Genomic DNA, 14,812 nt, shown 5'->3' on the forward strand with positions numbered 1-14,812 from the left:
ATGAGCCAGAACAATACGCTCACTACTGCTAGCGGCATTCCAGTTGCCGACAATCAAAACTCTCGCTCTGCCGGTGAGCGTGGCCCGTTGCTGTTAGATGATTTTCATCTTGTTGAAAAGCTGGCTCACTTCAACCGTGAAGTGATTCCTGAGCGTCGTGTACATGCAAAAGGTTCTGGGGCTTACGGTACTTTTACCGTTACTCAAAATATTACCCATCTATCCTCTGCTCGGCTTTTTGAAAGCGTAGGTAAGCAGACGCCGGTATTCTTGCGCTTTTCTACTGTTGGCGGTGAGCGTGGCTCGGCAGATACCGAACGTGATCCTCGTGGTTTTGCCTTGAAGTTTTACACGGAAGAGGGCAACTGGGATATCGTTGGTAACAACACGCCTGTTTTCTTCCTGCGTGATCCACTGAAGTTTCCCGATTTCATTCATACCCAGAAGCGCAACCCGCAGACTAACCTAAAGAGCCCGCAAATGATGTGGGACTTCTGGTCGCATTCTCCGGAGTCACTGCACCAGGTAACCATTCTGTTCTCTGATCGTGGTATTCCTGACGGCTATCGCTTCATGCATGGCTTTGGGAGCCACACGTTTAGCGTTATCAATGAAGCGGGTGAGCGGCGCTTCGTGAAGTGGCATTTTAAGAGCAAGCAGGGCATCAAGAATCTATCTCCGGCGGAAGCTACGAGGTTGGCCGGTACTGATCCAGATTATGCTCAGCGTGATCTGTTCGATGCAATCGAGCGGGGTGACTTTCCGAAATGGCGCGTTTGCATTCAGGTGATGGACGAAGCTGAAGCGTTTAGCCGTACAGAGAATCCGTTCGATGTCACCAAGGTATGGTCGCAAAAAGAGTTTCCGTTGATTGAGGTGGGTGACCTGGAGCTTAACCGTAATCCACTTAATTATTTTGCAGAGGTTGAACAGGCAGCTTTTGCTCCTAGTAACGTAGTGCCAGGGGTTGGTCTGTCGCCTGATCGAATGTTGCAGGGGCGCGTGTTCGCTTATGCTGATGCTCAGCGTTATCGTGTCGGAACCAACTATCAGCAGCTGCCTGTAAATATTCCGCGTTCGCCTTACCAGAACTACCAACGTGATGGTGCCATGCGTTTTGATGGTAATGGTGGGGCAGCGCCCAACTATGAGCCAAACAGCTTTAGCAATGCACCCAAGGAGGCCCCTCAGTACCGTGAGCCTGCAATGGCATTGAGTGGTGCAGCGGATCGTCATGATCATCGCCTGGACGAGGATTATTACTCTCAAGCAGGAGCGTTGTTCCGCCTGATGTCCGATGCGCAAAAGGCATTGTTGATCGATAACATCACTGGTGCTATGCGTTCTGTTACGCGTGACGTTCAATGCCGCCAGATTGCTCATTTCCTTAAGGCGGATCGCGCTTATGGTGAGGGGATCGCCAGTGGTTTGGGTGTGTCCTTAAGCGAAGTGGAATAAGTATCGTCAGTTCAGAAGGCCCCTCCTACGAGGGGCTTTTTTATTGTCTGCAAATAAATGTACAGATAGAGGAAACACCTGACGCCCGCGGTGTGTCGCAATAAAAGAACCACACTGGGATTGATCTCATGCGTATACATCATCTTAACTGCGGTTGTATGTGTCCGTGGGGCGGTGCGCTTTTTGATGGATTTAGCAAAGGCCTGACAGGACATCTTGTTTGTCATTGTCTGTTGATTGAGACAGACAACGATGGCCTTGTCTTGGTTGATACAGGGTTTGGTGCCCGTGATGTTCATGCACCGCACAAGCGTCTTAGCAGATTTTTCATTGGGTTCAACAATATCCAGTTTGAGATGCGTTATACCGCTATCGAGCAAATTCGGCTGCTTGGATTCCAGGCCAGCGATGTACGCCATATTGTGCTTACCCATCTGGACTTCGACCATGCGGGTGGTCTGGAGGATTTTCCAGACGCCACGGTTCATGTGCTAGAGCGTGAGATAAGTATGGCTCGTTTGCCTCATGGCTATATAGGCAAGCGACGCTACCGTTTTCATCAATGGGACCAGGTAAGGCGCTGGGAACTATATGAGCCTCAAGGCGAGGCATGGTATGGCTTTTCTGCAGTTCGGGATTTGAAAGGTCTGCCTCCAGAAATTCTCATGATTCCATTGGCAGGCCATACCTGGGGGCATGCGGGGATTGCCATTCAGACACCGACAGGTTGGTTGCTTCACGCTGGTGATGCTTACTTTTATCGTGAAGAAGTCGGGCAGCCGAAGCGTTCCTGTACGCCAGGTTTGCGTTTTTATCAAACGATGATGGAAGTTAACCGAGAGCTACGTCTGCGTAATCAGCAGCGGCTGCGTGAGCTTTCGTTGACACATAAGAGTGAGGTGGAGCTTTTTTGCAGTCATGATGCAAAGGAGTTGGAGCGCTGCCAGCAAAGTAGGCCGACAGAGCTCCAAGTTGTAGATGCAAAGCCTACTAACCTATAAAGGTTAGTAGGGGGCATCACGCTCGGTCACGCTCCAGCAATGGTTGCAGAAACCGTCCGGTATGCGAGGCTGGATTCTCGGCTACGTCTTCTGGTGTACCTGTCGCGATGATCTGACCGCCCTTCGAGCCGCCTTCAGGTCCTAGGTCCACCAGCCAGTCTGCCGTCTTGATAACATCCAGGTTATGCTCGATCACTACGACGGTATTGCCGTGGTCACGTAGGCGGTGAAGTACGTCAAGCAATTGCTGGATATCCGCAAAGTGAAGACCGGTTGTGGGCTCGTCAAGGATATAGAGTGTCTTGCCTGTATCACGCTTGGATAGCTCTCGAGCCAGTTTGACACGCTGTGCTTCTCCACCAGAGAGCGTGGTTGCGCTTTGGCCTAGGCGGATATACGACAGGCCGACATCCATCAGGGTTTGAAGCTTACGCGCCAGGGCAGGCACTGCATCAAAGAACTCACGCGCTTCTTCGATGGTCATGTCCAACACCTCTGTGATGGTCTTACCCTTGTATTTGACCTCAAGTGTTTCACGGTTATAGCGCTTGCCTTTACAGACATCGCATGACACATAAATGTCGGGCAAGAAGTGCATCTCTACCTTGATAACGCCATCACCCTGACATGCCTCACAGCGGCCACCTTTCACGTTAAAGGAGAAGCGGCCCGGCCCGTATCCTCTGGAGCGCGCCTCTGGCACACCCGCGAACAGCTCACGTATGGGTGTGAAAATGCCCGTATAAGTCGCCGGGTTTGATCGAGGAGTGCGTCCAATAGGGCTTTGGTCGATATCGACAACTTTGTCGATATGCTGCAGGCCATCGAACGAATCATAGGGTGCTACTTCCAGCGTAGTGGCGCCGTTGAGTGCGGTAGCTGTAATAGGGAACAGGGTATTATTGATGAGGGTTGACTTGCCTGAGCCTGAAACACCTGTAATGCATGTGAACAAGCCTACTGGAATACGCAGCTCAACGTTCTGTAGGTTATTGCCGCGGGCACCTTTAATGACCAGTTCTTTCTTCTTGTCACGCTTGGTGCGCTCGGCAGGCACGACGATTTTCTTTCGTCCTGAAAGATACATACCCGTTACGGACTCTGGGTGTGCCATGACTTCTGCCGGTGTACCTTGGGCAATGATCTGGCCACCGTGTACGCCTGCCCCTGGGCCAATATCTACAACATAATCGGCAAGGCGGATTGCATCCTCATCGTGCTCTACGACGATGACAGTATTACCCAGGTTACGCAGGTGCGTAAGTGTTCCTAACAGGCGTTCGTTGTCCCGTTGATGCAGGCCAATAGAAGGCTCATCAAGAATGTACATGACCCCGACAAGGCCTGCGCCAATCTGGCTGGCGAGGCGAATACGTTGAGCCTCGCCCCCGGAAAGTGTGTCGGCGCTGCGGTCCAGGGTGAGGTAGTCCAGTCCTACATTGACCAGGAACTGCAAGCGCTCGCGGATTTCCTTGAGAATCTTGTCTGCGATCTGGCCTTTATGTCCGGCCAGGGTCAGGTCCGCAAAGTAGCTGGTTGCATCTCCTACCGGTAAGCGCGTCACGGCAGGTAGCGTTTTGTCCCCGACCCATACGTGACGTGACTCACGGCGCAGACGTGTACCATTACACTCCGAACACGGCTGTGTGCTCAGGTATTTGGCCAACTCGTCCCGTACGCTTTGTGATTCGGTTTCACGATAGCGTCGCTCCAGATTCGGCAGAATGCCTTCGAATGGGTGAGAGCGCTTGACGATGTCTCCGCGATCGTTGAGATAGCGAAACTCTACGCCCTCACGACCAGAGCCGTTGAGCACCGCTTTCTGATGGTTGGCGCTGAGGTTCTTAAAGGGTTCTTCAAGGCTGAAGCCGTAATGGGCTGCAAGTGAACCCAGCATTTGGAAGTAATAGACGTTGCGGCGATCCCACCCGCGTACGGCCCCTTCTGCCAGGGAAAGCTCGCTATTTACAACTCGGCGTGCATCGAAAAACTGCCTAACGCCCAGGCCGTCACAGGTAGGGCAGGCACCGGCCGGGTTGTTGAACGAGAATAGCTTGGGCTCAAGCTCGCCGATGGAGAATCCGCAAATCGGGCAGGAGAAGCGAGCTGAAAAGAGTACTTCTCCACCGTCCTCGCCCTCCAAGGGAGCGATTACAGCAATATCATCGGCCAGTTTAAGCGCTGTCTCAAACGATTCTGCCAAGCGCTGCTGGATGTCGCCGCGTACTTTAAAGCGATCGACCACGATTTCGATGGTGTGCTTTTTTTGCTTGTCTAGCTTGGGCAGGTCGTCTAATTCGTACAGGCGACCATCTACCCGAGCACGAACAAAGCCCTGCGCACGCATCTCTTCGAAGATAGCCTGATGCTCACCCTTGCGCTCACGGATGACAGGAGCCAGCAACATAAGGCGGCGACCTTCCGGCATGCTGACGACCTGATCGACCATCTGACTGACGGTCTGTGCTTCCAGAGGCACGTCGTGATCGGGACACCGTGGCGTGCCTACACGCGCGTAAAGCAGGCGCAGGTAATCGTAGATCTCGGTGATAGTCCCTACCGTTGAGCGAGGGTTATGCGAGGTAGACTTCTGCTCAATGGAAATCGCAGGTGATAAGCCTTCTATGCTATCGACCTCAGGCTTTTCCATCATTGACAGGAATTGGCGAGCATAAGCCGATAATGATTCGACGTAGCGGCGCTGCCCTTCGGCATAAAGCGTATCGAATGCCAGAGACGATTTGCCCGAGCCGGACAAGCCTGTAATGACGATGAGCTGATCGCGGGGTAGGGTAAGGTCGAAATTTTTTAGATTGTGGGTTCGCGCCCCACGGATAAGGATCTTATCCACGTATGTTATGGCCTCGCTTGGCGGGCATCTGAGAACCCGCAATTGTACGACGTCGGCCGGGTGCGCGTCGAAACGTCGCGCCTGTGCCGGACAGGTCAAGACTGGTAAAATTGTGAGTGCTCTTCAGCAGTAATTGCCGCGTTGCCAAATTGGCAACGGTACAGCCAAGGGACAGCATGTCTGGGGTATAAGTCGGCATGCTTGGGCTTCGTCCCGCTTTCCTATATGTGGTCATTCTTTCGCTATTTTTAAAGTTATCCGGCACGATGAATTTTGAGGTGCCGACAAGAGGAGTATTCATGCACGATAAGCTCAGCGACCGCATGAGCGCTTTAGAGCGCCGCGCGGCGGTCGGACTGGCCCTTGTGTTTGCCTTTCGCATGCTTGGTATGTTCATGGTGTTACCGGTGCTGGCCACCTATGGTCAGGAGCTGGCAGATGCGACGCCAGCCCTCATCGGTTTGGCAATCGGTGCTTATGGTTTGACCCAGGCTGTACTGCAAATTCCCTTCGGTACGCTTTCTGATCGTATTGGTCGGCGGCCGGTTATCATTGCCGGCCTGCTGGTATTTGCTGCAGGTGCTGCAGTGGCTGCTAATGCGCACAGCATATGGGGTGTTATTCTGGGTCGTGTCATTCAAGGGGGCGGAGCTATTTCTGCCGCTGTGATGGCACTGCTGTCCGATCTGACTCGCGAACAGCATCGTACGAAGGCCATGGCTACCATTGGAATGAGTATTGGCGTGTCCTTTGCGGTTGCAATGGTGTCCGGTCCTCTGCTGACGCGCTCGTTTGGTTTGTCAGGTCTCTTCTGGGCGACTTCTGCGTTGGCGCTGATTGGACTCCTGTTGATTCTTTTCCTCGTGCCCAAGGGGTCGCGCGTCATGCAACATCGCGAGTCCAGTGTTGCCAAACAGGCATTGGGCAAAACGTTGCGCAACAAGGATCTTTTGCGGCTGGACCTTGGCATTGGCGTATTGCATGCCGTGCTGATGTCCAGCTTTGTAGCGCTGCCATTGGCGCTGGCTGAGCATGCCGGGTTGCCCAAGGAGCAGCACTGGTGGGTTTATCTGACTGCCTTGGTCGTAGGGTTCTTTGCCATGGTGCCCTTTATCATCTATGGCGAAAAGAAGCGGCAGATGAAGCGGGTGCTCGTGGGCGCTATTGCGGTACTGGCTTTGTGTGAGCTGTTTTTCTTTGCCTTTGATGAAAGTCTGACGGCACTGGTAATTGGCATCGTTGTGTTCTTTGCTGCCTTTAATCTGTTGGAGGCTTCACTGCCCTCGCTAGTAAGCAAGGTGGCCCCTGCTGGAGGAAAGGGGACGGCAATGGGCATCTATTCCACCAGTCAGTTTCTAGGTTCGGCGGCCGGTGGCATTTTAGGTGGCTGGCTGTTCCAGCATGGAGGGTTGAATACCGTTTTTCTAGGGTGTGCGGCGCTTTGTGTCGTTTGGCTGCTAATAGCTGTTACGATGCGCGAACCCCCTTATGTCACCAGTCTGCGCATGCCGTTGGCGCCATCCGTTGCCCAAGATGCGGCATTGACTGATAGGCTAATGGCTTTGCCCGGCGTTACCGACGCGGTAGTCGTAGCGGAAGAAGCTGCGGTCTACGTTAAAATAGATACCAAACAGGTCAATCGTGAGGCCTTGGAGCGGTTGGTAAATCCCGCGCCGGCAGCTCATTGATTGATGAAGATTTCAGGAGAAGTAAATGGCTCGTGGTGTTAATAAAGTAATCCTGGTCGGGAACGTCGGCGGCGACCCGGAAACTCGTTATATGCCCAATGGCAATGCAGTGACCAATGTCACGCTGGCAACCAGTGATAGCTGGAAAGACAAGCAGACCGGCCAGCAGCAAGAGCGTACCGAGTGGCACCGCGTGGTTTTCTTTGGCAAGTTGGCTGAAATTGCCGGGGAATACCTGCGTAAAGGCTCACAGGTCTATGTGGAAGGTAGCTTGCGCACCCGTAAGTGGCAGGGCCAGGACGGACAGGACCGCTATACCACCGAGATCGTGGTAGATATCAACGGTACCATGCAGCTCCTGGGCGGCCGTGGTGGCGCGTCTGCTGGTGGTGGCGATGAATACAATCAGACTCAACAGGCGCCTCGGGCACCTCGTCCCCAGCAAGCTGCGGCGCCTCAGCGTGAAAACCGTCCGGCACCTGCGCCGCAGCAGCCGGCACCAGACTACGACAGCTTTGATGACGATATCCCGTTCTGATACGTATTGAGCTGGTTCTGAACGAAAAGCCCGACTTGAAAGAGTTGGGCTTTTTTATTTTTACCGCTCAAGACGTGTGCTTCAGTTATTCCTGTTCGAGCCGATCTTTGAGGCTGCTTGTCCTTGTATTGGTGGATTGGCCTGGAAACAATAAAAACACTTTCATCTGTAGGATGTCTTTTCCTCTTTGCCCAGCGTCTATTGGTAACAGCCTCGCTGAAGAGGCACAACGGAGCTAACGAAGCCTCACTATGACTTTATTCGGCAAACCTCTGCGTCATTTGTGGGCCCATGATAAGGCCAGCTACAGTGTTCGTGTGTTTGTCGCCCTGACAGGGGCTATGGCCGTATGCTGGTATCTAGGGGATCTACGCTCCATTTCTCCTGTCTTTCTCGGAATTATTGCCAGTGCCCTGGCTGAGACCGATGACAATTGGCTGGGACGACTGAAGTCCCTGCTGGTAACGCTGGTCTGCTTTGCCATCGCTGCATTTTCTGTGGAGATACTGTTCCCCTATCCTTGGATCTTTGTCTGCGGGCTGGCGCTGGCTACATTCTTGTTGACGTTGCTGGGCGCGCTTGGCGAGAGGTATGGCTCAATAGCCCAAGCAACAGTGATCTTGTCCATCTACGGAATGATCGGTGTGGATCAGCGGCTTGGAGGCGAGGTGCCGATCTGGCATGAGCCCGCGCTTCTGTTGGCGGGTGCCACGTGGTACGGCTTTCTATCGGTGCTATGGTGTGCCTTGTTTGCGCATCAGCCGGTGCGGCAGCACCTAGCAGCTTTGTATTATGAACTGGGTCTCTTTCTACGCTACAAGGCTGATCTGCTTGAGCCGGTGCGTCAGGTAGATCTCCATGAGCGCCGTTTGAAACTGGCGCAGCAGAATGGGCGTGTTGTCGATGCACTGAACAAGGCCAAGGCCACTATTCTGATTCGCTTTGGCCGCTCAGGTAGACCAGGCGTACGTTCGGGGTTCTATTTCAAGCTCTATTTCATGGCTCAGGATATTCACGAGCGGGCCAGCTCTTCCCATTATCCTTATAGCGCATTGACCGAGGCGTTTTTCCATAGCGATGTGCTGTTTCGTTGCCAGCGCTTGCTGAGTCTGCAGGCAAAGGCTTGTGCCTTGCTAGGTGAGGCTACTCGATTGCGTCAGCCCTTTGAGTATGGCCAGCAGAGTCATCAGGCTATGGCTGATCTGCACGCATCGATCGAACACCTCAAACAGCAGAACAACCCCCGTTGGCGTGGGCTGTTACGTTCTCTGGATTCGTTATCCACCAATCTGACGACTCTGGAGCGCCAGCTTTCCAATGCCAGCCAGCCTGATGTCAATATAGGAGAGTTGGATACCAGCCTGCTTGATCCAACGCCGCGCTCCCTCAAGGACATGTTGCAACGCATACGGCTGCAACTTACGCCAACATCGCTTCTGTTTCGCCATGGGCTGAGAATGGCTATTGCTCTGGCTGCCGGCTATGGCATCTTGCATCTGATTCACCCGAACTACGGCTATTGGATATTGCTCACGACTGTTTTCGTATGCCGTCCAAATTATGGCGCTACACGGGTGCGCCTGGTTCAGCGAATAGTGGGTACCGTCATAGGTCTATTGTTGGGAAATGCCTTGCTGCAGCTTTTTGGCAGTACCGAGGCTCAGCTGTCGTTGGCGGTTATCGCAGGTACGGTCTTTTTCGTGACCCGGACCGATCGATATACCATCGCCACAGCGGCTATCACGGTCATGGTGCTGTTCTGCTTCAACCAGGTGGGCGATGGTTTCGGCCTGATCTGGCCGCGTCTGATCGATACCCTTATCGGTTGCCTAATTGCAGTATTGGCTGTCTTCTTTATCTTGCCCGACTGGCAGGGAAGACGCTTGCATCAGGTGATGGCCAACACACTGCTGACCAGCAATAACTACCTGCGTAGCGTTATCGACCAGTATCGCCACGGCAAGCGGGATGATCTGAACTACCGGGTGGCGCGGCGTAACGTACACAACGCAGACGCGACGTTATCGGCAGCACTGGCTAACATGTTGCGAGAGCCTGGGCATTTTCGCCGTAATTTAGAGGCAGGGTTTCGCTTTCTGGCGTTATCCAATACCTTGTTGGGTTATCTCTCAGCATTAGGGGCTCACCGTATACAGCTGGCTGAGCATCCCGTAGATGTCCTGATTGAAAAAGCCATGGACCGCTTGAGCGCAGGGCTGCTTGAAATAGCCCAAGCGCTCAATGAGCGGCGTTCTCTGGTGCCTACGGCAGAAGAAGAAAATGCCTTGGCTGATGAGCTGGAACAGTTTCCGGATGATCTTGACGATGGGCATCGTCTGGTACTGACCCAATTGGCCTTGATCAGCCGTCTGCTACCCAACCTCAAGAGCGCAGCGGCCTATGTGCTACGTGCGCCAAAAGAAAATACCGAAGATGAGACAACCGTTGAGGCTGTCCCATCCTGACGCGGATGACGAAAGCTTCCGCTATGCTGCACAATGATGACACTGTCGGCGTGCCTGTTTTCAGGCACGCCATTTATGATTAGATTTTGGAAGATACCCGAACTCCATGCGCATGCGCCTCATGCTGTTGGGCGGCGGTAATGCCCTGGGTCAGGCGCTGATCCGTCTGGGTGCTGAAGAAGATATTCACTTTCTTGCACCTCGTCCGCCAGCGCAGGGCTGGAACGCCAGCCACCTGACTCAGTTGCTTGATGACACCCGTCCCGATGTAATTATCAACCTGGCCTATTATTTCGACTGGTTTCAGGCCGAGCACGTCGATGATGACCAGCTCTCTCGGCAGGCCAGCGCTATCGAGCGGCTGGCTGAACTCTGCCAACATTACTCAATTGCCTTGATACAGCCCTCCAGCTACCGTGTTTTCGATGGGAGTAGAGCGAGTGCGTATAGCGAGAAAGATGAGCCCAATCCTCTTGGTGTGCGCGGACAGGCGCTATTGACTATAGAGCAAACAGTACGTGCCTTGTGCCCCCAGCATGTTCTGTTGCGATTGGGATGGCTTCTGGATGAAAGCCCGCAAGGTGAACTGGACCGTTTCCTGTCGCGGGCTGAGGTAGGGCAATTGATGCCGCTTGCTGATGACCGTCGTGGAAGCCCAACCCCTGTCGATGACGCCGGGCGGGTTATCCTAGCCGTCATCAAGCAACTGGATTGCAGTGCTCCTCTGTGGGGGACCTATCATTACGGCGGTATTGAGGCTGTTACTCAATTGACGCTGGGACAGGCGATTATTGCCGAGGCCCTGACTCTGCACGGGATGCCAGAGCCGAACCTTGAGCCAAGAGCTCATGGCGCGACTCTTGATGCTTCTGAAGAGCCGCAAAATGCAGTGTTAGCTTGCAGAAAGATTTTGAACACGTTTGGCGTCAAGCCGCGTAACTGGCGTAGCGGAATGTCCGCTTTGCTGGACCGTTATTATCGGCAAACAGGAAGTCGCCATGACTGAGCAACCAATTCTCATAACGGGCGGAGCCGGGTTCATCGGTTCTCATCTGGTTGATGTGCTACTAGCCAAAGGCAAACATGTCCGGGTACTGGACGATTTCTCTACCGGTAAACGGGACAATCTCCCAGCAGATAATGCTTGGTTGGAAATCATTCAAGGGGACGTGGCCGATACCGATACGGTTCACCAAGCGATGACAGGTTGCTGTGCTGTTGTGCATTTGGCAGCTGTCGCCTCGGTTCAGGCGTCGGTAGACAACCCAGTTAGTACACATCAGAGCAATTTTATAGGCACGTTGAATGTCTGCGAAGCCATGCGCAAGCATCATGTTCGCCGTGTGGTTTTTGCTTCAAGTGCTGCGGTATATGGGCCGAACGGAGAAGGGCAGGCCATTGCCGAGGAAACGCCCAAGGCGCCGCTTACGCCCTATGCAGCTGATAAGCTGGCTGGCGAGTATTACTTTGATTTCTACCGCCGTGAGCACGCTCTGGAGCCGGTCGTCTTCCGGTTCTTCAATATATATGGCCCTCGGCAGGATCCGTCTTCACCATATTCGGGGGTCATCAGTATTTTTACGGATCGAGCACGTCAGGGAGAGCCAATAACCGTTTACGGCGATGGCGAGCAGACCCGCGATTTTGTATATGTGGGCGATCTGGTAGGGCTTATTGTCCAGGGTCTTGAAAGCGCTGAACCCGTGGTTGGGCCTGTCAACGTAGGACACGGCCAAGTCGTTAGCCTGAATCAATTGTTACAGGAAGTTGGCGACTTAGTAGGCGGTCTTCCCAAGATCACACATGCAGCAACACGCGCAGGTGATATCCGTCATTCAAAAGCAGATAACTCGCGTCTCAAGGCATATTTCACTTTTGATCACGTTACGTCTATGCGTGAGGGGCTGAGCCTGTTGTTAAAGACAGACAGCTAACCATGGCGCCCCATAAAAAAGCCCCGTCAACCGGGGCTTTTTTATTTGAAATAGATAATGGAATCTATTCGTTCTGTGTATCAATAGGGGCTGGCGTAGGGACTGGAGTCGACTGTGTTCTATCGATTTCCTGCTGGATCTGCTCTTCAACTGAGCCAGGTGCTGGCGGTTGATCAACCGGCTGCTGAGGTTGTTGTTGAGCGGGCTGGTCCGCTGGGCTGGAAGTCTCTGGAGCAGCGGTTTGACCGTCTGTGCCCATGATTTCCTGCTCCCGGGTAACACCCGGTTTGAAGTCGCCGGCGAGGCCTACAAGATGATCGCTGTCATCGAAAACCAGGCTCACACGCTCCTGCTGGCGCTGACCGCCACCCGGCTGCATGCTATAGAGGTAATCCCAGCGATTAGCGTGAAAAGTATCGGTAATCAGGGGGCTCCCCATGATAAACCTTACTTGTCGTCGGGTCATTCCTGGGCGAAGCTGGTCTATCATGTCCTGCGTGACAACGTTGCCCTGCTGGATATCAATTTTGTAGACCCCCGGAAAAGAACATCCGGCGAGCGTGGCGAGGCTCAGAAAGGTAAGCCCGGTCAGCGTTAGCTTGAGGTTTTGCATCGGGGGAAGACTTCCACTATCTTGCTAGGCAATGAACTCTGATCATACCTGCATTCCGAAGTGCTGCGAAGCGTTCGAAGCCGAGAAAGAACATGGTTGAAAATAACGAGCTCCGTAAAGCCGGGCTAAAAGTGACTCTTCCAAGGGTCAAGATCCTGCAAATGCTGGATTCCGCCGGTCAGCGCCATATGAGTGCTGAAGATGTATACAAGGCGTTAATGGAGGCCGGCGAGGATGTCGGGCTCGCTACTGTTTATCGTGTATTGACCCAGTTTGAAGCCGCTGGACTGGTGGATCGCCACAATTTCGATGGTGGCCATGCTGTGTTTGAGCTGGCAGATACGGGACATCACGATCACATGGTGTGTGTAGACTCAGGCGAGGTCATCGAGTTCACAGATGCCTCAATCGAAAAGCGTCAGCGTGAGATTGTTGAAGAGCACGGCTATGAGCTGGTCGATCACAATCTTGTGCTGTACGTCAAAAAAAGAAAATAAGCCTTGCTGCGCAATAAAAAACAGCGGCCTTTGCCGCTGTTTTTGTTTCGTCTTAACGCTGTTATTTCGCTGTAACCATCTTTTTGGCATGCGCAAGGGATTCGCGCGTCAGGTCGATGCCCCCTAGCATGCGGGCCACTTCCTCAATGCGGCGCTGTTTGTCGAGTATCGCAACCGCCGTCCGTGTTTCACTGACGCCACGCTCCTTGTGAACAAAGAGGTGGTGATGTCCCTGAGCCGCTACTTGTGGTAGGTGAGTAACGGTTAAAACCTGTCCATCTTCGCCGAGGCGTCGTAGCAATTGACCTACAATTTCAGCGGTAGGCCCGCCGATCCCTACATCCACTTCGTCGAATACAAGCGTAGGGACGCGTGACGTCTGGGCTGTGATGACCTGAATGGCCAAGCTGATACGAGACAGCTCGCCTCCTGACGCTACCTTGGCCAGAGGTTTCAAGGGCTGACCTGGGTTTGCGCTTACGCGAAACTCCACCGTTTCTTGACCGTAAGGTTGCAGGTCGTCTGAGGATTCAGGCTGTAGCGTAATAGAGAAGCGACCGCCAGGCATGCCGAGGCGCTGCATCTCTGTCTCTACGGCTGCCGCCAATTCGGGCGCACGGGTTTGTCGCCGTTCGCTCAGTTCATTGGCCTTTTCCTGATAATGACGTGCATACGCTGCCAGCTCTTCCTGGAGGCGCTCAACCGCTGCATCATCAGCATTAAGCGACTCGAGCTCACTCTGAAGTTGTGTCTGCAAGTGAACAAGCTCTTCGGGCTGTACGCGATGTTTACGCGCCATGGTGTAAATGGCATCCAGGCGCTCCTGTACTACCTGTTGGCGCTCTGGATCGGCCTCGAAGTTATCGATAAAGCGGTTGAGTTCGGACACGGCTTCTTCGATCTGTATCTGCGCCGAACCAATCAGGTTTGTCGCTTCCTCCAGCGCTTTGGGCGCATGACTGAATCCGCCCAGGCGGTGAGTGCTTGTGTTCAGGGCCGACAGGACGTTGCCGCCTTCACCCTCACTGCATAGGTCGATGACCTGACGACAGGCAACAAGAAGCTGCTCTGCGCTGGCTAGTGTCTTCTGCTCCTGTTCAAGTGCTTCGATTTCCCCTTCGCTCAAAGCGAGATTTGCCAGCTCTTCAAGCTGGTAACTCAGCAACTGATAGCGAGCTCGTTGTTCTTCACTGCTACTCGACAGTCGCTCAAGGGTTTGCTTGGTCTGGCGCCACCGCTGTGAAGCCAGCTGTACCTGGCGTGCCAGCTCTTTTGCCTCGGCAAATTCATCCAGCAAGCGGCGATGGGTATCCGTTTTCAGCAGTGACTGATGTTCATGCTGGCTATGGATGTCGATGAGCAGGCTGCCCAATGCCTTAAGATCCCCTTGAGGGCAGGGCGACCCGTTGATGTAGGCCCGCGAGCGACCTTCGGCTGTAATAACACGACGCAAAATACACAGCCCATCATTATCAAGGTCTCGCTCGGCCAGCCAGCTTTGCGCCTCGGGGATGCGTTTCAGATCAAAGGTGGCCAGGATGTCCGCCTTGTCAGCGCCAGGGCGTACTACGCCGCTATCTGCCCTGTCGCCCATGGTAAGGCCGAGCGCATCGAGCATGATCGATTTGCCGGCGCCCGTTTCGCCGGTAATCACTGTCATGCCACGCTCAAGTTCAAGATCGAGATGTTCAACAATCGCGTAATTACGGACGGACAGATGCACCAGCATGTGGGTGGGCTCCGAAATCTGTTGATCTGGTTATTTAT

Annotated in this window: 11 protein-coding genes; 8 read left to right on the forward strand and 3 right to left on the reverse strand. The window is 53.6% G+C overall.

Annotation, left to right across the window (positions count from 1 at the left end):
- Both PLU01S_RS18320 and PLU01S_RS18325 read left to right on the forward strand, forming a co-directional pair.
- Nucleotides 1-1,458, forward strand: a complete 1,458-nt coding sequence (locus PLU01S_RS18320) for a catalase (RefSeq protein ID WP_074829506.1) — start codon at nt 1-3, stop codon at nt 1,456-1,458.
- Between the two features lie 128 nt (nt 1,459-1,586).
- Entirely contained in the window at nt 1,587-2,459 is an 873-nt protein-coding gene (locus tag PLU01S_RS18325) for an MBL fold metallo-hydrolase (RefSeq protein ID WP_074829504.1), read from the forward strand.
- 16 nt (nt 2,460-2,475) lie between these two features.
- Here the strand turns inward: PLU01S_RS18325 and uvrA are convergent, their stop codons facing one another.
- Entirely contained in the window at nt 2,476-5,310 is a 2,835-nt protein-coding gene (gene uvrA / locus PLU01S_RS18330) for an excinuclease ABC subunit UvrA (protein ID WP_074829503.1), read from the reverse strand.
- Nucleotides 5,311-5,609: 299 nt separating this feature from the next.
- Between uvrA and PLU01S_RS18335 the strand changes: the two genes are divergently transcribed.
- From PLU01S_RS18335 to PLU01S_RS18355, 5 genes are all read left to right on the forward strand, one after another.
- Nucleotides 5,610-6,998, forward strand: a complete 1,389-nt coding sequence (locus PLU01S_RS18335; protein ID WP_074829497.1) for an MFS transporter — start codon at nt 5,610-5,612, stop codon at nt 6,996-6,998.
- A gap of 25 nt (nt 6,999-7,023) precedes the next feature.
- Nucleotides 7,024-7,536: a single-stranded DNA-binding protein gene (gene ssb / locus PLU01S_RS18340; RefSeq protein ID WP_019366098.1), complete on the forward strand. Its 513-nt coding sequence runs from the start codon at nt 7,024-7,026 to the stop codon at nt 7,534-7,536.
- 251 nt (nt 7,537-7,787) lie between these two features.
- Nucleotides 7,788-10,001 (forward strand): YccS family putative transporter, encoded by a 2,214-nt coding sequence (yccS, locus tag PLU01S_RS18345; protein WP_173869134.1) that lies wholly within the window; start codon nt 7,788-7,790, stop codon nt 9,999-10,001.
- 106 nt (nt 10,002-10,107) lie between these two features.
- Nucleotides 10,108-11,007, forward strand: coding sequence for a sugar nucleotide-binding protein (locus PLU01S_RS18350; RefSeq protein ID WP_010796788.1), 900 nt, complete (start codon nt 10,108-10,110; stop codon nt 11,005-11,007).
- Nucleotides 11,000-11,935: an NAD-dependent epimerase/dehydratase family protein gene (locus tag PLU01S_RS18355; RefSeq protein WP_074829494.1), complete on the forward strand. Its 936-nt coding sequence runs from the start codon at nt 11,000-11,002 to the stop codon at nt 11,933-11,935. Before PLU01S_RS18350 ends, PLU01S_RS18355 begins: the two co-directional genes overlap by 8 nt.
- Nucleotides 11,936-11,999: 64 nt before the next feature.
- Here the strand turns inward: PLU01S_RS18355 and PLU01S_RS18360 are convergent, their stop codons facing one another.
- Nucleotides 12,000-12,548 (reverse strand): outer membrane protein assembly factor BamE, encoded by a 549-nt coding sequence (locus PLU01S_RS18360; RefSeq protein WP_010796790.1) that lies wholly within the window; start codon nt 12,546-12,548, stop codon nt 12,000-12,002.
- A 92-nt stretch (nt 12,549-12,640) separates the two neighbouring features.
- Between PLU01S_RS18360 and fur the strand changes: the two genes are divergently transcribed.
- Entirely contained in the window at nt 12,641-13,045 is a 405-nt protein-coding gene (gene fur, locus PLU01S_RS18365) for a ferric iron uptake transcriptional regulator (protein ID WP_010796791.1), read from the forward strand.
- A 61-nt stretch (nt 13,046-13,106) separates the two neighbouring features.
- On the opposite strand, the gene recN is transcribed toward fur, so the two are convergent.
- Nucleotides 13,107-14,774, reverse strand: coding sequence for a DNA repair protein RecN (recN, locus tag PLU01S_RS18370; RefSeq protein WP_074829489.1), 1,668 nt, complete (start codon nt 14,772-14,774; stop codon nt 13,107-13,109).
- Between the last annotated feature and the right edge of the window lie 38 nt (nt 14,775-14,812).

This window comes from Pseudomonas luteola NBRC 103146, from assembly GCF_002091675.1.
GTDB lineage: Bacteria > Pseudomonadota > Gammaproteobacteria > Pseudomonadales > Pseudomonadaceae > Chryseomonas > Chryseomonas luteola.

Coding starts and splice junctions, on each gene's coding strand:
- PLU01S_RS18320 (WP_074829506.1), top strand. CDS start 1: ATGAGCCAGAACAATACGCTCACTACTGCTAGCGGCATTCCAGTTGCC.
- PLU01S_RS18325 (WP_074829504.1), top strand. CDS start 1,587: ATGCGTATACATCATCTTAACTGCGGTTGTATGTGTCCGTGGGGCGGT.
- PLU01S_RS18335 (WP_074829497.1), top strand. CDS start 5,610: ATGCACGATAAGCTCAGCGACCGCATGAGCGCTTTAGAGCGCCGCGCG.
- ssb (WP_019366098.1), top strand. CDS start 7,024: ATGGCTCGTGGTGTTAATAAAGTAATCCTGGTCGGGAACGTCGGCGGC.
- yccS (WP_173869134.1), top strand. CDS start 7,788: ATGACTTTATTCGGCAAACCTCTGCGTCATTTGTGGGCCCATGATAAG.
- PLU01S_RS18350 (WP_010796788.1), top strand. CDS start 10,108: ATGCGCATGCGCCTCATGCTGTTGGGCGGCGGTAATGCCCTGGGTCAG.
- PLU01S_RS18355 (WP_074829494.1), top strand. CDS start 11,000: ATGACTGAGCAACCAATTCTCATAACGGGCGGAGCCGGGTTCATCGGT.
- PLU01S_RS18360 (WP_010796790.1), bottom strand. CDS start 12,548: ATGCAAAACCTCAAGCTAACGCTGACCGGGCTTACCTTTCTGAGCCTC.
- fur (WP_010796791.1), top strand. CDS start 12,641: ATGGTTGAAAATAACGAGCTCCGTAAAGCCGGGCTAAAAGTGACTCTT.
- recN (WP_074829489.1), bottom strand. CDS start 14,774: ATGCTGGTGCATCTGTCCGTCCGTAATTACGCGATTGTTGAACATCTC.